At 66.8% G+C, this 19486-nt stretch carries 11 protein-coding genes and 1 tRNA gene; 5 read left to right on the top strand and 7 right to left on the bottom strand.

The window, feature by feature from the left end; all coding sequences use genetic code 11:
• Positions 1-11: 11 nt before the first annotated feature.
• Genes E1263_RS17770 through E1263_RS17760 form a run of 3 tightly spaced genes read right to left on the bottom strand, consistent with a single transcriptional unit; the run spans position 12 to position 11654 of the window.
• Positions 12-9791 carry a hypothetical protein gene (locus tag E1263_RS17770; RefSeq protein WP_132168695.1) on the bottom strand — a complete coding sequence of 3260 codons (9780 nt, stop codon included), beginning with the start codon at positions 9789-9791 and terminating at the stop codon, positions 12-14.
• Positions 9788-11419: a phospholipase D family protein gene (locus E1263_RS17765; protein ID WP_132168693.1), complete on the bottom strand. Its 1632-nt coding sequence runs from the start codon at positions 11417-11419 to the stop codon at positions 9788-9790. The genes E1263_RS17770 and E1263_RS17765 overlap by 4 nt, the downstream gene beginning before the upstream one ends.
• A complete protein-coding gene (locus E1263_RS17760) occupies positions 11412-11654 on the bottom strand; it encodes a hypothetical protein (protein WP_132168691.1) in 243 nt (80 codons plus the stop codon). The genes E1263_RS17765 and E1263_RS17760 overlap by 8 nt, the downstream gene beginning before the upstream one ends.
• On the opposite strand from E1263_RS17760, the gene E1263_RS17755 reads away from it, so the two are divergent.
• Entirely contained in the window at positions 11653-12027 is a 375-nt protein-coding gene (locus E1263_RS17755) for a VOC family protein (protein WP_132168689.1), read from the top strand. The genes E1263_RS17760 and E1263_RS17755 overlap by 2 nt on opposite strands.
• Before the next feature lie 203 nt (positions 12028-12230).
• On the top strand, positions 12231-13538 hold the full coding sequence (locus E1263_RS17750) for an NAD(P)/FAD-dependent oxidoreductase (RefSeq protein ID WP_132168687.1): 1308 nt from the start codon (positions 12231-12233) through the stop codon (positions 13536-13538).
• Here the strand turns inward: E1263_RS17750 and E1263_RS17745 are convergent.
• From E1263_RS17745 to E1263_RS17730, 4 genes are all read right to left on the bottom strand, one after another.
• Positions 13535-13963 carry a GNAT family N-acetyltransferase gene (locus tag E1263_RS17745; protein ID WP_132168685.1) on the bottom strand — a complete coding sequence of 143 codons (429 nt, stop codon included), beginning with the start codon at positions 13961-13963 and terminating at the stop codon, positions 13535-13537. The two genes, E1263_RS17750 and E1263_RS17745, sit on opposite strands and share 4 nt — an antisense overlap.
• Positions 13964-13991: 28 nt before the next feature.
• Positions 13992-16343 carry a GH92 family glycosyl hydrolase gene (locus tag E1263_RS17740; RefSeq protein ID WP_132168683.1) on the bottom strand — a complete coding sequence of 784 codons (2352 nt, stop codon included), beginning with the start codon at positions 16341-16343 and terminating at the stop codon, positions 13992-13994.
• A 77-nt stretch (positions 16344-16420) separates the two neighbouring features.
• Complete coding sequence (locus E1263_RS17735) at positions 16421-17077, bottom strand: response regulator (RefSeq protein ID WP_132168681.1); 657 nt, start codon at positions 17075-17077, stop codon at positions 16421-16423.
• A complete protein-coding gene (locus E1263_RS17730) occupies positions 17074-18192 on the bottom strand; it encodes a sensor histidine kinase (protein ID WP_132168679.1) in 1119 nt (372 codons plus the stop codon). The genes E1263_RS17735 and E1263_RS17730 overlap by 4 nt, the downstream gene beginning before the upstream one ends.
• 103 nt (positions 18193-18295) lie before the next feature.
• Here E1263_RS17730 and E1263_RS17725 point away from each other — a divergent pair, with 103 nt between their 5' ends.
• The 3 genes from E1263_RS17725 to E1263_RS17715 all read left to right on the top strand — a co-directional run bounded on the left by E1263_RS17725 (position 18296) and on the right by E1263_RS17715 (position 19462).
• A complete protein-coding gene (locus E1263_RS17725; RefSeq protein WP_132168677.1) occupies positions 18296-18802 on the top strand; it encodes a glycine cleavage system transcriptional repressor in 507 nt (168 codons plus the stop codon).
• Positions 18799-19365, top strand: a complete 567-nt coding sequence (locus E1263_RS17720; protein WP_202868938.1) for a peptide deformylase — start codon at positions 18799-18801, stop codon at positions 19363-19365. The genes E1263_RS17725 and E1263_RS17720 overlap by 4 nt, the downstream gene beginning before the upstream one ends.
• Positions 19366-19381: 16 nt before the next feature.
• Positions 19382-19462, top strand: a tRNA-Leu gene (locus E1263_RS17715).
• The last annotated feature ends 24 nt before the right edge of the window (positions 19463-19486 follow it).

The raw sequence follows: 19486 nt of genomic DNA, 5'->3' as shown, positions 1-19486 counted from the left end.
TGCTAGAGGGCCTAGATGTTCGCGGGGTCGATCGGACGCGGCTCACTCGGTACGGCGCTGCCGCGGCGGGCGCGGATCACCAAGTCCCGTCCACGCATGCCGCTGCCCTGGCTGGCTCGGTGCAGCCGCCGGAGAGCGCGCTGGTCGGGCCGGCCTGGGTAGCGCGTGATCAGCGCCTCCGGATCGGTGGCGCGCATCATGCCGTGGTAGCGCAGCAGCAATGTGCCGAGCAGCAGCTTGTCCGCCACCACTCCGGTCAGCGCGGTTTGCAGCGGCCGCACCGGCACGGTGAAGGGCACTGTGATGACCGCGTCCTGTGCGTGGTCCCCGTCCTGCACAGCGACGATCAGCTCCTCGACCGCCTCGCTGAACTCCCGGAACTTCGCCCAGCGCCGTAGCGCCTCGGTGTCCACAGTAGTCATCGCCCCGGTCCAGCCGAGCGAGACGTACGCCGTACCGGCTGCGTTACGGGCGAGCTGCGCCTTGTTCGCAAGCTCGTCTGGGATCTGCTCCGGCCCGACCGGGATCTCCACTCGGGTCACAGCATCCGGAGCCGCACCGGTCGCCTGAGTGACGATCTGCGCGATGGCTCCCGTGAAAGCGCTGTCGCCGGGAAGCTGCTGCAGCTGAGTCGCTGCAGCGTCCGACGGCCCTTCCCACACCAGCGTCATGGTCTGAGTGGGCACGAAGTCGATCAGCCCGTCGAACCCGCTGGGCAGGTTCGTAGCGGCCGCACTGACCGGCTCGGTGACGTACCAAGTCTCGAACAGCGCCTGGATCTTCGCTGCGTCCGCGGCGCTCATCAGCCGGACCAGAGCGTCCCGGTCGGCCTTCGTCATCACACCGGCGAACAGCAGCCGCCCGTGCTCTTCGATCGCAACGCGGTTGCGGGTATCCGGTGGCAGGTTCGCCGTGGAGTAGCCAGTGCTCAGCTGCTCCTCGGTCACCTGCACCAGGTCTACCGCCAGCGGGAAGTCACCCAGTACGCCGGTCGGCGGCAGGAGCGTGGTCTGTGCGACCAGGAATCGCTTCCCCAGCTGGCGATGCGTGAACTTCTGCGCCTCCACGTCGTAGAAGCATTCAGCCTGTACTTCGATGTTGCCGCTGAACAGTTCGACGATCTGGTACACGACCTCGGGGTCGGGCAGCGCGCTCAGCTTGCGGGCAGGCGCCGTACCGGTGGTTGCGTCAGGCGCCTCACCTGGCCACCGCTGCTGTGCGTCGTCCGGCAGGCTGTCCCAGAACCGGCGCAGCGGGATGGTGATGCTGCGCACGCGGGTGTCACGCCGGAACTCACCCGGCTGTCCATCCGGGAACGGTGGCAGCCGGCGCCACACGATGTCCGATCCGGTCACGGTTGCTTTAGGCAACGGTGACCGGTACGTCAGGTCGCGCTGGGTGACGCTGTTGATCGGCGAGACCGTGTTGTCGGTCTGGGCGATCAGCAGCAGGCGGTGGTCGTAGTAGAACGGCAGCGCCCGCCACTGCAAAGCAACCACGCCCTGCGAGAAGTTCCCGACCCGCTCGGGCAGGTCGAGACCGCGGAGCTCGTCCAGCTCGTCGGTGCTGTCCAGAGCCAGATGGTCCGGCTCTCCCGGAAGCTGCTGCGGGATGCCTGGGTACTCGCCCTCGATCAGTCGCACCGGCAGCTGGAGCTGGTGGTCCTTGGCGAAGTCGAGCAGCCAGTAGTACCAGCTCGCATAGCCGAAGCGACGCAGCAGGCTGAAGGCGATCTGCCGGAAGGTGAGCTGACGGACCAGGGTCTGGTTGCGCTCGGCCAGTGCCTGCTCGTGATGCTGGGCGACGATCACTTCCCAGAGTGCGCCCGGGGCCGCCGGCCGCGCCGGAGTGGCCGCCTCGTCGAGTCTGCGCGAGCTGAGGATCAGTGGCGCGTCGACGGCCTGCGTACGGTCGATGACCACGTCGAGCCCACCCGCAGCCGGATCCACCGTCACGACTGGCGTGTCGATCTCAGTGGCCGCCCGGCCTGGGAACAGCGTGGGCGAACGGCGCAGACTCTGCCAGAGCAGGTCATAGCGGCCGTAAGGCTGCAAGTAGTAGCGCAGTGTGTGTGCCCAGCGGTCTTCAACGAGCTGGGTATAAGTGAGACGCCCGCTGTCGTCTGGTGTGGCTACTGCGGGCGACCCTGCGCGTGGGTACGCCGTAGCTGCCCACGGCCCGGCGCCTGTCTTACCGAGCACGCCCGGCCCCGCATTGATCGCACCGCTGGCGTCGAAGAAGCGAGCCGTCCACGCCAGCACGTCGGGCAGCACCTGCGCGATCTCGGTCTCACCGGTAGGCACTGTGACCGCTCTGGTCTCCTTGAGGTCAGTGCTGTTCAGTGTCTCCAGGTAGTACTTCAGCCGCAGCCAGTGCGTGCTCTCGGGCGTGGTGCCGTCAGCGAAGGCCTTGGCCAGCGCACCGGTCGAGACGGTGAAGTGGTTGGTGCGCTCGTCGGTCGGACCGAAGTCGTCGATCTGCACTGTGCCCGCCAGACTCTCGGCAGCCTGCCGGTCCGCTGCTGCCAGCGATGGCTTGAGCTGCTTGAGCTGGTCAGCACTGAGCATGGTGCTCGCACTGAGCGTCTTGAGGGTGCTGTCGTACGTTAGGACCGCCTGGTCGAGTGGCCCGATCGGAGCCGCAGTCAGCCTGATCGAAGGACGCACCTCGATCGTCGCAGGGAGCTCGGCACCGCGCAGGAACACTGCAGCCTCACCGTTGAGCGGAAGCCTCACGATCTGGGCGATGTTCTCCTGCGGATCGAGCTCCCGCTGGCCGGCACCGCTGTCCGGCCGGTTGACCACACCGCAGGGCTTGGTGAGCGTGAAGCGCACGTCCACCTCGGTGTTCGAGTGCCCCTTGATCGTGACAGCGCGGTAGCGCAGTCGCTGCTGAACGGTCGGTCGCAGACTGATCTGCACCATGGCCAGCAGGTCGTCGGTCGCAGCCGGCCGCTCACTGAGCTGGACGCTGCGGCCCGGCTGGAAGAGCAGCTCAACGTGGAAGTGACGCCGGAAGGCCGCAAAGGCTGCCGCATCGGGGTCAGCGCTGTTCCCCAGCTGCGTAAGGAGTTCCTGAAGCAGCTCGACCAGCTTCGGCCCGTACAGGGTCCCTGTGACCGGGTCATGCAGGCTGAACGTCACCGCCAGCCCGAGACGTTGCAGGACACCCCAGCCATACCGGTCTGCGCCCGGCGGGCAACTGGCCATGAAGTCAGCCAGGTCGTTGGGCAGCGTCGGCGGGCTGACCTGCAGTGCGGCCGCATAGCCGTTCGACAACAAGCCCTGCCCGTCGATGACGCTGCCAGGCCGCATGGCCCGCAAGCGCTCCACGAGACGTTCAAGAAGCGGATGTGTGGCTGTCTTACGGCGCCCATCGGGCTGCGTGACGCCCGCCCACTCCGGCCACTCCAGGTGCGAGTCCTGCCAGGAGTACCAAGGCCCACGCTCCTCTTGGATGCCGTGAGCAGAGGCGTCCGGCTGGCGGCGGCGCTGGATCGCACCGGGATACCAGGCCTCCCACTGGCTGGTGTTCAGGGTGTCCCCTGGCATCAGCGGCAGGTCGTCGGCCGGGAGCATCTGGACCTCTTGCAGGAGCCGCAGCTCCTCGGCCAGCCGGGCACCACTGGCGAACGTGTCAGTGGTGGCCGCGTCGATGTTCAGCTCGTACAGGCGGAAGCCGGCGTTCAGATCCAGTGGATACGCCGCCGAGCCGCTCGGACCCTGGTTCCACCGGAACCGGATCGCCCGGATCCCCAGCGGATGCGGCTGGAACCCGACGATCGCCCCGAGATCGCCAGTGAAGACGAAGGGCGCCGTACTGGTCGGGAGTGGCATCGGCGTGTGCGCCGGGCCTGGCTCGGCCCGCTCGTCCTCGGGCTGCACCACGGCGAAGCTGGTCGGGCGCGGGAGCCACTCCAGCTCGGCCGGCCGGCGTTCCTCGCGCGGATTGCCCGACACCTCGACATGGTCGCTTGGCGCTGCTGACGTCGGTGGCGTCGCTACCGCCTCAGCAGCGAGCAGGAGCTGCACCGGCGCCAGTGCCGACGGCACGTCGCGGTCGGAGATCGTCTGGAAGAACACTCGCCACGCCTCGGGCCGCCACGGCCCCTCGGGTAGCACGCCTTTGGCACGCAGTACGTCGACCGGGATCACTGCCACGCGTGCACCAGGAGGCCCGAAGACATGCTCAAGGTCGATCTTGATATCGGTCGGCAGCGGACGGGCGTTGGACGTCGGCAGACCGGCAGTGCGCCCGCGCTGCGTCGTACTGTCCAGTCCGTAGGAACCGATCGGCACAGTGCTCTCGCGGCGGAAGATCAGCCGGTACGTGCGGATCGGAACCGACGGCCCGTTCTCACGAGCCGGTTCGGTCCACTCCACCGACACCTGTCGCGGCGGCAGCACCTGCGGCGTCGCTGCGCTCCCTGCGGGCTCCAGATCGGACGGAGCGATGCTGTAGCTGACGGTGAGATCCCCATCGACAGGTACGGCGGGTGGCGTGTTCGGGTACCGCGTTGCGATCAGGGTCAGCGGTCGTCCCGCCGTACCGGCGTAGTCGACCGGAGTGATCGTGTAGACGTAGCTGCGCCCCTCACGCGGCAGTGCAGCGAGGTCCGCCGCGGTGTCGGCGAAGTGATCCACCACCTGGAAGCGCGGCTGCAGCATCGAGAGCGTGTCCGGCTCATCCCGGTGCAGCACCTTGACGGGCTTCACTGTGGTGGTGTGCTCGGCCTCATCGCCGTCCATCGACCGCCGCCGTACCAGGTAGTGCGCGAGGTGGTGGTCCGGGTCGTTCTGGACGCGCGTCACGCCGGTCCCGGCCGCGCGCTGCCAGGTGAGGTCCCAGGTCAGGGCGATCGTGCCGGCGTCGTTGTACTGACGCACCTGCTCGAACTCGGGCGGGTACAGGCTGAACTGGGACTTCGCGACATTGAACGTACGGACGTCCTCACTCGTCGCACCAGGCGCAGTCGCCTCGGGCCGCTCCCGCTGGCTGATCGACGGCTGCGCTGCGCGCGTGGTCGCCACTCCGTCCAGCCAGGCCGGGAGGCGGTTGTTGGTGGGCCGCACCGCGAACACCAGCCCCATCTGGAAGGCCAGGGAACTCGCTGCCAGCTTGTCGCGCTCCTGCTGACTGCTCTGCGCGTGGAACGCCCGCAGGTCGGAAATGATGTCGTGAATGATCACCCCGCGCAGCTGGTGCGCCTGCTGGTTGCCCTGCGCAGTACTGACCGTACTGGGGTCGCTGTTGTCGCCGGCCAGGCCATCGGCGGAGTAGACCGACGTCTTCGGGTCGAAGGCCTTCTCGAGCAGCTGCTCGTAGAGTTCGTCCGGGTCACGCTTGAGAAACGGTGAGCCGTTGAACTGCTCGTATGCGCCTCGTACAGCCGCTTCGAACGAGCTGTCCGATGGGTTCTGCACCCGCGGGTCAACGACCGCAGTCCGCTCGGTGCCAAGGCCGTCGGGGTCGCCGACCGGATGCCCAACCGCAGTTGGGCCCGCCCCGGTGTAGACCTGCTTGAAGGCGTTGCCGACGTGCTGCGCCAGGCTGAGTCCGTCCATCGGCACCGCTGGATCCGGCTGCCCGGTCACCGGGTTCACCAGGCGGCTCTCGGCAGCTCCCTGATAGAGGACTGCGTCCCACTTGACCGACCAGCTGATTGGCTGGCCGGACGTGAGCGCAGCAGTCACGTCGATGAACCCTGCGTTGGGCAGTGGCTCGAAGTGCCGCAGCGCATAGCCCTCACCGGCGGCCGGGATCGGCACGCGCAGAGCGAAGTCCTTCGTGACCACAGTGTTCGGTGCCGGCGGAGGCGGCAGGAAGCCCACCTCCGGCGCGGCCACCGGGAAGCCATCGACTACTACGACGTTTCCTCCGGCGTCACGCAGCAGCCGCTCGGCCTGAGGCAGCAGCACGAAGTAGACCTGCCCCTCGACATCCCAGCTCGGCGACTCACGCAGTACGAAGACCGTGTAGCCGGGCACGTGGAACGAGTCGACCACGGGCTCCATGACCACGGCCAGATCCTGATCAAACGCCCGCACGGCGTCCCGCCGTACACCCGCAGTACCGGGGACCGGCTCCACCTCGGTCGCCTCGAGCCCCAGCGACAGGAACTCCTTGGTCCGATCGAGAGCGGCCTGGACGTTGTCCTCCTTGAAGGCCACCCTGACTGTGGCCTGCAGGCTGTGCCCGCAGCAGGAAACACCGATGACCCCGACGCCGCGGACACCCGGGATGCTCAGGCCCTTGGCCCCGATTTCGAGTCCGGCGCTGAACGTGATCTCCAGGCTGAAGCTGAACGACAGTTTGATGGTGGTGAAGACCAGCGGGATCTTGATCCAGAACTCGATCGAGAAACTGATCTGCACCTCCAGCCCGATCGCGCCGTAGACGGCCGAGTCGTCGAGCGGGTTGCGGAGGTCGATCACGCCGATGTAGCGCGCCCCGAACGCCACCCGCGCCAGCGCGCTGACCCGCATCCCGATCAGGCCGAGATCCACGCCGGCGCTCAGTTCGAGCTTGCCGCGGGCCAGGAAGCTCGTGCCGAGCACCAGTTCGGTGGTCGAGACGCGGAAGATGAAGCCGCCCTCGACCTCGACCGACAGCGGGCCGAGCGTCGTGTGCCAGCGCAGCATGTTCGGCCAGCCGAGCTCGTAGTGGAACAGCCCCGGTTCGATCAGCAGGGTCGCCGAGAAGCGGCTGTTGCCGATCGCGTCGCGGACGAAGTCCGGCAGTGGCGGATGGACGCCAGGCTTGCCGCCCTCGGGCTTGGAGACGTGCGCCAGAAACCGCTTCTGCCGCGGGGACAGCAGCACGAACCCACTCAGGATCGGGTTCTCGCGCGCGCCGTCCTTGTTGGTGACGTAGTCGTTGTAGTTCGTGTTGAACCAGCCGCGCACCGCCATGAAGAAGGTCAGGTCGCTGCGGAACGCGATGATCGCGTCGACCAGGAAAATACAGGCGAGATCCATCTCCGCGAACTCTTCGTAGCGCAGCGGCGAGGCCGAGGCCGACGTCTGCGAGATCATCGCGCGCAGCACGATCGTCCAGCGCGGGTCCTGGCCGGCCTCCTCCAGATCCACCGCCCAGCGGTCGCGTTTGGACAGATCGCCCTGGGTCCGGGAGAGCCCTTCGAGGGTTTTGAGCAGCTTCTTGACGTCGTTCTCGGCATCGGCCGCCTTGATCGCCGCGATCGTGTACCGGTAGCCGAAGCCCAGCCCGACCTCCCGCAGATAGATCTGCACGACCGGGATCATGAAGCTGACCTTGCGGATCTCCAGGTAGAGGAACCACGCCCGCAACCACGGCTGCCCCGGCCCCCGCCGTACCCGCAGGAAGCCGAAGCTGGCCGCGATCGTGGGCAGGCCCTGAATCTGTACGACGCCTTCGCCGACCAAGCCGGTCTGGTCGGGCTCGTCGACGAAATCGACCACACCGCTGAGCTTGAACGCGGCGCCGAGCGCCAGATTCACGGCCAGGCGTGTGAAGTGCAGGCGCGGCACGAACTCGCCCGGAGCGGGGAGACCGATGAACAGCTGGTGATAGTCGGGCCGTGAGTCCGGGGTGTCGCCTGGGCCTTGGGCGAACCGCAACTGGCCGGTCACCTGCATGGCGCCGTCACCGTCGAAGAACTCGCACTGCGGGACGAAACCGATCGCACGCAGCTCCATCTCGAAACAGCCGAGGAAGTTGAAGGTGACCGGCTTCGGGAGCTCGATCAGGAATTTCACATGCTTGGCGATCACGCTCGCATCGCCGGTGAGTGGGCACTGGACGAGGTCGATCCGTACCTTGCCCAGCAAGGCCAACGGGCCGTTGGAGTCGTCACCGGGCGCCGGGGTGAACTGGGCGGAACCAGTGACGGTGAAGTACAGGTGGAACGCGCCGTCATCGACGAAGCGCAGCCCCAGGGCGTCGACGGAGAACTGGAAGCGAGTTCCCTTGCAGTCAAGGAGTTTCACGCCGCGCAGATTCGCAGCGCCTTGAACAAGCGTCAGGTTGCCGCCGTCGCGCTGGGCGAACTGGAGGGCGATATCGGCCGTGGCATCGCCGACAAGGTCCGGCGGCAGCGGACCGGAACCGGCGAGCGTGAAGTCGGCGATGCGGTTCTCACGAATCGTGAAACCGCTGTCAGTGAAGCGGAAACGCGTCCGCAACCCGTTCAGCCGGGCCGGCCGATCGGTCACCGTTGCGGCGAGGTTGACGCCCTTCGGTGTCAGCGCGAAGTCCTTCACGCTGAAGGTGATCGGCTCCTCGCTGGCCCGCGTGAAATCAAGCTCCAGTACGGCGCCGTCCGGCTGCTGGATCTGGTAGTGATAGTTCTTCGTGGCGATCGTGAAGTAGTGGAAGGTCTTGTCGCCCAGGTCCTTCCCCTTGAACCGCCACCGCATCCCGAACAGCTCGGGGAACTCCCGCTCGGCCTCCTTCGACCGCAACTGGATCCCCTGCTCGTGATCGACCTTGAGCGCGAACGTGCTCAGATCGAAGGTGAGCCGGCAGAGCAGATCGAAGCTCAGACTCAGAACCTTCAACCGCATCCCGATGTCGAAGCTGACCTCACCCTGCGGCAGCGTGATCGGCAGCCCGGTGAGCGGCGTGTCCGTGTAGAGCTGCAGGAACTGCCCGTTGTCGGCATTGCCCTGCTTGAGAAACGGCAGCGTGAAATCGCCGCTGTCGAGGTTGACACTCAGCTGCGCAGTCCAGCCCGGCGTGAGATCGGCCGGGTCGTAGACGGTCGGCGTACAGTCCTCGAGGTCGAGCGGCGGAATCGGAGTACCGAGCTCTTGAAAGAAGCCCGGAAGCTTCGGGGAGCCAAGCTCGACATCGAGCAGCACCAGGCTGCGCGATCCGCCGGGCGGCTTCAGGCTGACACTGAACAACGGCTTGTCCGGCGGCTGCGGCGGTTCGTCGTTGTGCAGCTCACGATCACCGTCGCGCCCCCAGGCGAAGGTGCTGCCTGCGGTCAGCGGATCGTTGCCGGTCAACGTGACGACGAACGCGGCGCGCGTCCCCATCAGCAACAGCGAGAATCGGCCGGAGGCCGGCACGTTGACGCTCAGCCCTGGCAGCGAGAACGACGCGCCCGGAGCGGCCGCCTGCCAGTCGACCCGGACCTCTTCCAGCCCGTCACCGATGATCATCCGCAAGGTGATCTGCTGGTCCCCAGCCGGACTACGGTCGCCCAGGTTCGGAACAAGCTTCCCGAGCAGCGCGTTCAGCCCGCCCTTCCACTGCAGGACAAGGCAAGCCTTCCCACCCTCCCGATGGAAGGTCACCGCGGCGCCGTCAACGATCGCGCCGGTCGCGCCGATCTGCACCGGGTACGGCAGCTGCGCGGAGAACGGAGCATCGAAACTGATGCCGTCCTTGCTCGCGCTCACATCGAGCTTCGGTACGCCGATCTCGACGTACGGGCGACTGGGGTCAGGCTCGTAGCCCCCGTTCACCTTCCGCATCGGGCGCAACAACTCCGGCCCGAACCGAAGCGCAACGGGCACATCGGTCACCTTGAGGACCGTCTTCGGGAAGATGTCGATCCCGAGTCCGATCCCCTCGGCATCACTCCCCCGCTGGACGACGAGGCTCACCGCAGCGAGCCCAGGCAGCGGTAGGACGAGGTCCTCCTCCAGCAGCAACCGGCTGACGAGGCTGGCCTTGTCGAGCGTGGCAACAGCTTCCGGCGGCTCGATCCAGATGTGGGAGAGGACGGCAGGATCGGGTGGCTTGGGCAGGAACGCCGGCCACTTCTCGCCCAGATAGTCCTTCAGGGTCACGAAGATTCTCATGGCCGGCAACCTCCCCAAGGCTGGCGCGAGTCGACGTCGGAGTAACGGTCGTACTTCTCCTGCTCCTCCTCGGCGAGGATTATCGGTGTGGGAAAATCCACGCGGGTGACACTCGGTGGCAGGAGGACACCGCTGCCCGGCGTACCCCAGGCGCTGTTCCAGACATTGAGCGCCTTGTTGATATCGGCAATCTTCTGCTGATCGGCCGCGGCGAGACGGAAAGCGTCACCCCACAGCCCGATCCGGTACTGCTGCACCAGCGCATCTTCGTCGTCCAGGAAGGCGACCGCGTGTTCGATATCGGTGTAGAGACTGCGCCGGGTGACGTTGGCCGACCCGATGATTGCCCAGTGGTCGTCGACGATCGTGCTCTTGCTGTGCACCACAACGTCGCGCGAAAACCTCGCAACCTGTGTGCGCTGCCCGGAGGTCAATCCCTTCAGCAACCCCTGGGTCAGCGCGAACGACGCGTACGGCGGTAGCGCCGGATCGGTCGGATCGGCGAGTCCGGTGACCAGGAGCACCCTGAGATCGGGTTTGTGCTGGACAGCCTCTCGCACTGCCTCCAACAGCTCCATCGACCAGTACGCCTGATCCTCGATGTAGATGTACTGCTCGGCGGCCTTGATCGCCTTGAGCCAAGCGGTGCGAATCTCGAAGCGACCATCCGGAGCGAACGAGATCTTCTGGTTCTCGGGCAATTGGTTGAAGCTCGTGTAGTTGAACTGGGGCAGGGTGCGCAGTGACTGCACACGATGTTTGCCCACTGGTGCGGTCGACAAGGTACGCGCAGCCAACTCAGGGGTCCCAAGCGTGTGGCTGGGGACATCGGCGGTCGCGAGGCGGAAGGGTCGCACTTTTCGAACTCTGATCTCGTTCCACATCTCGCGGAAGTAGTCGTGCAGCGCCTGCACAGCCGGGCCCTCGACTCTGGTCTGCACGTCGTGCCAGTCTTCGGCAGGATGCGGCTGACCGCCGTGGCGGTCGCCCGAGAAGTCGATCCCACCGGTGTACCCGACGGCACTGCTGCCGCTCCCAACGACCACGAGCTTGGTGTGTGCCGCACCGGCGGAGTGGGTCAGGATGTTGACCCAGACCTTCTCGGCAAGGGTGGCTTCGGCGCGCAACTCCTTGATGGAGGCCAAGGTGCCGATGTTGGTGCTGCGAACCGAAGCCAACCCGCCCTTCACTGCCTTGGACTGGACGAAGTTGCTGGCCATGATCGCGAACGAGGCCCAGCCCAGAACCCGGACATCGACTCCAGCCTTCGCCTTGGCCTTCAGCAGGTCTGTCAGCAGGCCAGGGGCCCCGGGGCCGTCGAGTGAGAACGGCTTCTTCAGCTCCACCAGATCGACCGTCGTCCCCGACCCGCCCGGTGCAGGGTCGACGTTGCCACCCACCAGATGCAACCACCAGCCGGTGAGGTAGATGAACTGATTCTTGTTCTCTTCCGGAGTCCCACGACCGAGACGGTCGATCTCCTTCTTCACATCGGCGAAGTAGGTGGTGCCGTCGATCAGCGGGGTGATCTTGTTGCCGCTGAACGTGGCGGGCAGTGGCTCGGACGGCAGAACCACGTCCTCGGGCTGGACGAAGTACTTCTTGATCAACGCTTCGATGTCAGCCACCAGATAGCCCCCCAGCTATGTGCAGCACCGCGGGCCGGACGTGGGCGTTCCGGCCATCACCGTAAGAATTCCACAGGTGGCAGTGGGTGACAACGAGGTCGGCCCGATCGGGCAACGCCGTACCGAAGGACTGGTAGTAGTCGGCCGATCCGTCCCCGGCCACGCTCAGCACCTCCGCCGATCCCGGCTGCGACGGCACCACTACCAGTCCTTCGGGACGCATACTGCTTTTCATGGCAGACGAACCGTTGTTCACTCGATTGGCGCCGGTGCTGAATGTCTCCGATCTGGCTGCAGAGCGCGCGTTCTACGAGAGACTCGGCCTGCCGGTGATCTATGCGGGCGACGAGTATCCGGACTTCATCGCGTTCGGCACCGAGACGATCCACTTCGGAATCCAGCAGGCCAGCGGCGAGAACGATCCGCCGAGTGTGCTCACCTGGCAGATCGCCGTGTCCGACGTTGACGCGGCGGCGGAACGGTGCCGGGTGGCGGGGGTGGAGTTCGAACTGGAGATCAACGAGCCGGCGCCGGACTGGAAGTATCGGCGGCTGATCCTTCGGACCCCCAGCGGCTATCGGCTGGCACTTGAAGGGCCGACTGAGTAGCACGTGTCTTGCGGTTGGATGACGGACCGGCGGATAGCTCGGAGAACGCGGGGAACAGGGTCACGATAGGGCCGTGGGTGATCACTCCCGCGAGGGATTCCGGTGGGTGAGATCACTCCCAGGAGGGTTTGTGAAAGTTTTCACGAACGGATAACCTGAAGTAGACATGAAGTCGTGAACCACACTCAGGGAGAGTGAATCGCATGACAGCCCAGGTGCCGCACATCCTCGTCGTCGGAGGCGGTTACGTCGGGATGTACACCGCGTACGGACTGCGTCGCGCGGCCCGGAAAGGCAAGATCCGGGTCACGGTGGTGGACCCGCGATCGGTGATGACCTACCAGCCGTTCCTGCCGGAGGCGGCCGCTGGATCAGTGGAGCCGCGGCACGTGGTGGTGCCGCTGCGCAAGACCCTCAAGGGCTGCCGGATCGTGACCGGTCGGGTGGTCGGGATCGACCACGCGGACAAGGTCGCGAAGGTGATGCCCGAGGAGGGCCCGGAGTACGAGTTGGCCTACGACCAGATCGTGGTCGCACTCGGTTCGATCGCGCGCACGCTGCCGATCCCGGGGCTGGCCGAGGAGGCGCTCGGATTCAAGAACGTCGAAGAAGCGATCGCGCTGCGCAACAAGGTGCTGGATCGCCTGGACGTCGCGAGCTCGCAGCCTGACCCCGCCCTGCGCAAGTCGGCGCTGACCTTCGTCTTCGTCGGTGGTGGATACGCCGGGGTCGAGGCGTTCGCGGAGCTCGAGGACATGGCCCGCTACGCCACCCGGTACTACGACAACATCAAGCCCGAGGACATGCGCTGGGTGCTCGTCGAGGCGACCAACCGGATTCTGCCCGAGGTCGGTCCCGACCTGGGCAAGTACACGGTCGACCAGCTCCGCAAGCGCAACATGGACATCAAGCTGGAGACCCGGCTGGAGTCCTGCGAGAAGGGCCGCGTGGTCCTGAGTGACGGCGAGGAGTTCGACGCCGACACGATCGTCTGGACCGCCGGTGTGAAGGCGAACCCGGCGCTGGCCGCGACCGACTTCCCGCTGGACGAGAAGGGCCGCGTCAAGTGCCTGGCCAACCTGCGGATCGAGGGTGTCACCGACGCCTGGTCCGCCGGCGACAACGCCGCCGTACCGGACCTCACGTCGGACAACGGCGCGTACTGCGCACCTAACGCGCAGCACGCCGTCCGCCAGGCCCGCCAGATCGCCGCGAACATCCTTCGCACCGTGGACGGCAAGGCCCCGCAGGACTACGAGCACAAGTACGTCGGCTCGGTGGCGAGCCTCGGCCTGCACAAGGGTGTCGCCCAGTTGTTCGGCATCAAGATCAAGGGCTGGCCGGCCTGGTTCCTGCACCGCACGTACCACGTCAGCCGCGTCCCCACCTTCAACCGGAAGGCCCGCGTCATCCTCGACTGGACGCTGGCGCTGTTCTTCCGCCGCGAGGTCACCTCGCTGGGCACCCTCCAGGCACCCCGCGAGGAGTTCCGCCGCGCAACGCAGTCCTAAACCAGGGACTTGAACATGTGAACGTCCTCGTGACCGGCCGGGATCCCTAGGGTCCGGCCGGTCTCGACGTATCCGTGCCGCTGGTAGAAACCCGGTGCTTGGAAGGTGAACGAGGACACGGCGATCCGGTCACAACCACGCCGCTGCGCTTCTGCCTCGGCTGCCAGCAGCACCTTGCTGCCCCAGCCGTCCTTCCGGCTGTCCTCACGGATCCAGACCATGTCGATCCCGCACAGGCCGCCCCACGTCCAAGCGGCCAGCCCGCCGACCAGCTCACCGGCCTCGTCGGTCACCTTGACCGAGAATGAGCCGCGGTCGCTTACACCGGTTGCCACGAAGTTGAAGGTGTCGAGTTCGTCGCTCAGGCGCTGCTCGAGCTCGGCGTCCTGCTCGCCGACGGTCAGAGTCTTGTCGTCGCTGGTCACGCGCGCAGGATATTCCGGCTCCGTGTCATCAGTGATCGACTGGAGCCGTGCCCCAGGTAGTGGGTGCCGTTCCTAGCTGTACGTCGAGCCGGCCGCCGCGGGTGGTGAAGCTCTCCGGCAACCAGGACTCCGCTCGCGGCCGCCCATTCAGCTGCGCCGACTGCACGTACTGGTTGGCGTCTGTGGTGGCCGGCGCGTTCACAGTGATCCGTACGCCGTTGCTGCGGCGGAGCTCGACTTTCGGGAAGAGCGGGCTGCCGACGAGGAGTTCGGCGCGGCCCGGGGTCTGCGGGAAGAGGCCGATCGCGGCGAAGATGTACCAGGCCGAGAGCGTGCCCAGGTCGTCGTTGCCGGGCAGACCGGCGGGGCCGGTGCCGTAGACCGTGTCCACGATTTCCCGCGTCGTCGCCTGAGTTTTCCACGGGACGCCGAGGCCGTTGTAGAGCCAGGGTGCGTGCAGGCCGGGCTCGTTGGTCGGGTCATAGCGGACTGCGCTGCCGCCCTTGACCGCCCAATTGCCCTGCTCGTCGTGGAAGAACCCGTCCAGCCGCTCAACCGCCTTGCCGTCCATGGCTTGCGCCAGGCCGGTGACGTCCTGCGGGACCATCCACGTGTACGTCGCGCTGGAACCCTGCGCGAATCCTGTCTGCGTGGACGGAGCGAAGCCGGGCTCCCAAGTTCCGTCCGAGCGCTTGGCCCGCTGGTAACCAACGGCCGGGTCGAAGGTGTTCTTCCACCAACTACCGCGATCCTTCAGATCGTTGACGTCGGCACCGAGCCGCTGACCCCACTGCGCCAGCGAGTAGTCGGCCAGAGAGTTCTCAAGGGTTTCCGCAGCGCCTCCCCAGCAGTGACAAGCATCTTGCGGGGCATAGTGCTTGGCCAGGTAGTTGTCGAGAGCTGGTCGCTGACCAGTACATTGCCCTAGGCAACCACCGTCGTTCTCGGCGTCCGCGTTCTGCACCCGCGCCTGGCGAGCCAGCGACTCAAACGCACCCCGTACGTCGAAGTTGCGCACTCCCATCGCGGTGAACGTGGCCAGCGTCGGTGCCGCCGGATCGCCCGTCATCACGTGCGTCGGGCCGTTGTTGTGCAGCCAGCGATCCCAAACGCCCTTGTTCTGCTGGGCAAACTGATACATCGACTGCGCGAAGTCACCGGCTACATCGGGCTTCAGCAACGCGAGCAGCTGAATGTGCGCGCGGTACTGATCCCAGCCGGAGAACGTTCCGTACTGCGCCTTCTGGCCGCGCGCGAGCCGGTGGATCTTCAGGTCGGACCCGAGGTAGCGGCCATCTACGTCGTTGAAGATGTTCGGCTGCAACAGCACGTGGTAGAGCGCGGTGTAGAACGTCGTGCGCTGCGCGTCGGTCCCGCCGGTGACGTCGATCGCCTGCAGCTCACGCCGCCAGGCCGCGTACCCTTCCGCCGCAATTCGGTCGACCGTCGCAGATCGCCGTACCTCGGTGCGTAGGTTTTGCTCGGCGCCGGCCAGGCTCACGTACGAGATGCCCAACTGCATCCGCACCTTGGCGCCGGGCGCGAACGTCACATAGCCGCCCGAGCCACGGCCGGCCCGGTCGGCGCCGGTTGCGTAGCCCTCGCCGCCGGTCGTGTGTGTGCTCCCCGCGGCCAGGTCGCCGTTCTTCCAGGTGCCGTTGGCAACAACCGGCTGGTCGAAGGACGCGGTGAAGTAGAGGCGGTAGTAGGTCTTGCGGTTGTTCACGCCACCGTTGGCCCGGCGGCCGCAGAACGCGCCGGTCAGCACGGATCCGGTCACCTTCCGGCCACTCGGGTCGATGGTGATCTCCGCATCCTCGCTGCCGTTCAGGGAGTTCGACGTACGGAAGAGGAGGTTCGCGGACTGGTCAGCCGGGAAGGTGAACTCGCCGACACCGGCTCGCGTGGTCACGGCCAGGTCGGTCTTCACGCCGGAGTCCAGGGTCACGGTGTAGCGGCCCGGGACGGCCTTCTCGTTCGCGTGGCTGAAGTTCGACGCGTACTTCGCGTCCTTCGTGTCTGCGGTCGGGGACGAGTCGACCGTGCCGACGTACGGGAGGATCGGGATGTCACCAGCGGCACCGGGGTTACAGCCCGCGCCGCTCAGGTGAGTGAGGCTGAAACCGCGGACGCGCGTGACGTCGTACTGGTATCCGTTGGCCGCGCCCGTGCTGGTCTGGTCGCCGCGCGTGCTCGTCGGACTCCACGAGATCATCCCGAACGGCCGGACCGCACCCGGCCAAGTCGTACCGTCGCGGAGCGAGCCGATCAGCGGATCGACGGACGCCGCCGGATCGTAGGACGGCTGCCCGTACGACGCCTGGGCGGGTACTGCTGGGACCAGCAGGGCAAGAGTGAGACCGGCTGCGAGCAAGCGCATGGGAGAGCCTCCCGTTGGGCGGACGGACGTTCCAACGATAGAAGCTACAGGTGGCCGGGAGGTGTCTTGCGCAAGATCTACTCGTGCAGCAGGTCGGCGTCGTGGACGAGCAGAGCGATCTGGACACGGTTGTTCAGATCGAGTTTGGTGAGAATCCGGGAGACGTGGGTCTTGACTGTCGGGACGCTCAGGTAGAGGGTCGCGCTGATCTCCGCGTTGGACTTTCCTTCGCCGACGGCGACCGCGATCTCGCGTTCGCGCTCGTTGAGGTCGGCCAGGCGGTGCACGGCCTTGGCCTTGCGCTGGTCCTGCCCGGACGCCGCGACTCGAGTGATCAAGCGCTTGGTGACGGTCGGCGACAACACCGGCTGGCCGCCCGCCACCCGCCGTACGGACTCGACGATCTCGGCCGGTGGGGTGTCCTTCAGGACGAATCCGGCGGCTCCGGCTCGAAGGGCGCGCAGGACATGTTCGTCGGCGTCGAACGTGGTCAGGATGATGATCTCGGGGGCGCCCGGCTTGCGTCGTACCGTCTCGGTGGCGGTCAGGCCGTCGGTGTTCGGCATCCGGATATCCATCAGTACGACGTCTGGGACGAGCCGCTCGATCAGGCCGGTGATTCCGGTGCCGTCACCGGCCTCGCCGACCACGCGGATATCCGGCGCACCGCCCAGCATGAGCTTGAGGCCGGCGCGCAACAGCGGATCGTCGTCGACGATGAGTACCCGGATCATGACGGCCACGGTAGCCAGGCGGAAAGGCGGAAGTCGCCGTCGGGGGTGCGGCCGTGTTCGAGCCGGCCGTCCACCAGGGCTGCGCGCTCCTTCAGGCCTTTGAGTCCTTGCCCCTCGCCACGGCGAACATCGGGGGCCGGGTTGCTGACCTCAAGCTCGAGTCCGTTGCCTGGGGCACCGACCACGCTGATGGCGACACGCTCCCCCGGCGCGTGTTTCATCGCGTTGGTCAAGCCTTCCTGGACGATCCGGTACGCCGTACGGCCGATGTGGTCGGGGAGGGTGCCGTTGATGTCCTGCTGGAGCTCGACGTGAACGCCGGCTGCCTGGGATGCCTCGACCAGGGCGGGCAGGTCCGCGAACGTGGGTTGGGGCAGCTCGCCGACCGGGGCGCGCAGCACGCCGATCACCTCGCGGAGGTCCTGGAGTGCCTGATGGGCGCTGGCTCGAATCACCTCGGACGCCTCGGCTACCTCTTTAGGCGTCGCATCCTCTCCGCGGTAGGCGAGGGCTCCGGCGTGCACGCTGAGCAGGGAGAGGCGATGACCCAGTACGTCGTGCATCTCGCGGGCAATCTCTTCTCGGGCCCGGAGTTGGCCCTGCTCGGCCTGCAGGCGGGCCACTGTCTCGGCACGGTCAGCGCGGTCTCGCAGCGTCTGGAGGAGTTGGCGACGGGAGCGGATGTAGAGGCCCCAGCCGGCGACGGCGGTGTAGAGCGAGACGGCGGCGATGGCCAGCGCGGCCGGTTCCTCCTGCTGTTTGACCTGGAGGTAAGCGGCGAGGGAGATCGAGTTGGCGGCGAACACGATCAGGGTGGTCCGCAGCGGGCGGTAGACCGCGACAGACAGGACCAGTACGAGCGTCGAGCCGCTGGCGGTCTCGGAGAAGATCGAGATCACCGCGGCCGCGAGGGCCAGCTGCACCGGCCAGCGGCGCCGCCACCAGAGCGTCAGGCACAGAGCCAGGCCCGAGACCAGGTCCAGCACGACCTTCCAGTCCGCGTCCATCGTCGCCAGAGTGTCCGAGAAGACGGCCAGGCCGAAGGCGAGCGCGAACAGGAACACGACAGCGTCGACACACCAGTCGCGCAGGTTGCGTCGTACGGGCGTGTCCATGGGTTGAATGTAGCGGCGCCGATTCGCCCTCGAGGCAGTTCTGGGCTGTCCGGATACCGAAGTCGGTGTGATCTCGTCCTTTGGTTGACGGTAAGTTCCCGGCATGACCCAGCTCGCAGTCACCGTCATCGGCCCGGATCGCCCGGGCATCATCGCGGACGTCACCGAGGCCCTGGCCGGCACCGGAGTCAACCTCGAAGACTCCACGATGACGCTCCTGCGCGGCCATTTCGCGATGATGATCGTCTGCTCCGGCTCCCTGTCCGAGGTCAACACCGCGCTGGAGCCGCTCCGCGGTGACCTGGTCATCACGGTCCGCGCCATGGGCCCGGAGAACGAGCACGCCGCGATCGGGCCGTCGTACCTGCTGAGCGTCCACGGTGCCGACCGCCCCGGCATCGTCGCCGCCGTCACCCGCCTCGTTGCCGCCTCCGGTGGCACGATCACCGACCTGGCCACCCGCCTGAGCGGCGACCTCTACGTCCTGACCGCCGAGGTCGAGCTCCCACTCACCGCCGACCTCGAAACCCTCGACCGCACTCTCGAGATCACCGCCGAAGAGCTCGGTGTCGGCGTCACCCTGAGCCCGGCGGAGAGCGACGACCTGTGAGCGTCGCCCACCTCAACCAGACCCTGGCCACCTGGAGCCCCGCCCAACTCGGCTACGCCGGCGAGGTCCTCGACGTCGTCCGCGCCCCGCACCCGGTCCTCTCCGCTGTGGGTGCTTTCGTCGACCCCCTGGACCCGGTCATGGTCGCGCTGGCCGCCGACCTCGTCGCCACCATGCGCGTCTCCCCCGGCTGCGTCGGCCTGGCCGCCCCCCAGGTCGGCATCTCCGCCCAAATGTTCGCCCTGGACGTCACCGGCCACCCCAAAACCCGCACCTGCCACGGCGTCTTCGTCCTCTGCAACGCCGTCGTCGTCGAATCCTCGCGCCAGGAAAAAGCCCGCGAAGGCTGCATGTCCGTCCCCGACTTCACCGGCGACGTCAAACGCGCCACCCGCCTGACCGTCACCGGTCTGCTCCCAGGCACCGGCGCCGAGGTCACCATCACCACCGACGCCTTCGAAGCCCGCGCCCTCCAGCACGAGATCGACCACTGCGCCGGCAAACTCTTCCTCGACCGAGTCGCCGGAGCGCACGCCGTACACCCCCGCAAGGTCTACAAATAACGTACCCTCGACCCGCGCCCGGGTGGCGGAACGGCAGACGCAGCGAGCTTAAACCTCGCAGCCGAAAGGCGTACGGGTTCGAATCCCGTCCCGGGCACACCATTTCCCCTCATCCCCGCGC

Origin of the sequence: Kribbella antibiotica (assembly GCF_004349055.1) — a bacterium.
Taxonomy (GTDB): Bacteria; Actinomycetota; Actinomycetes; order Propionibacteriales; family Kribbellaceae; genus Kribbella; species Kribbella antibiotica.
Note: the sequence above shows the minus strand (reverse complement) of the source record. Positions and strands in the feature narration are given on the sequence as shown.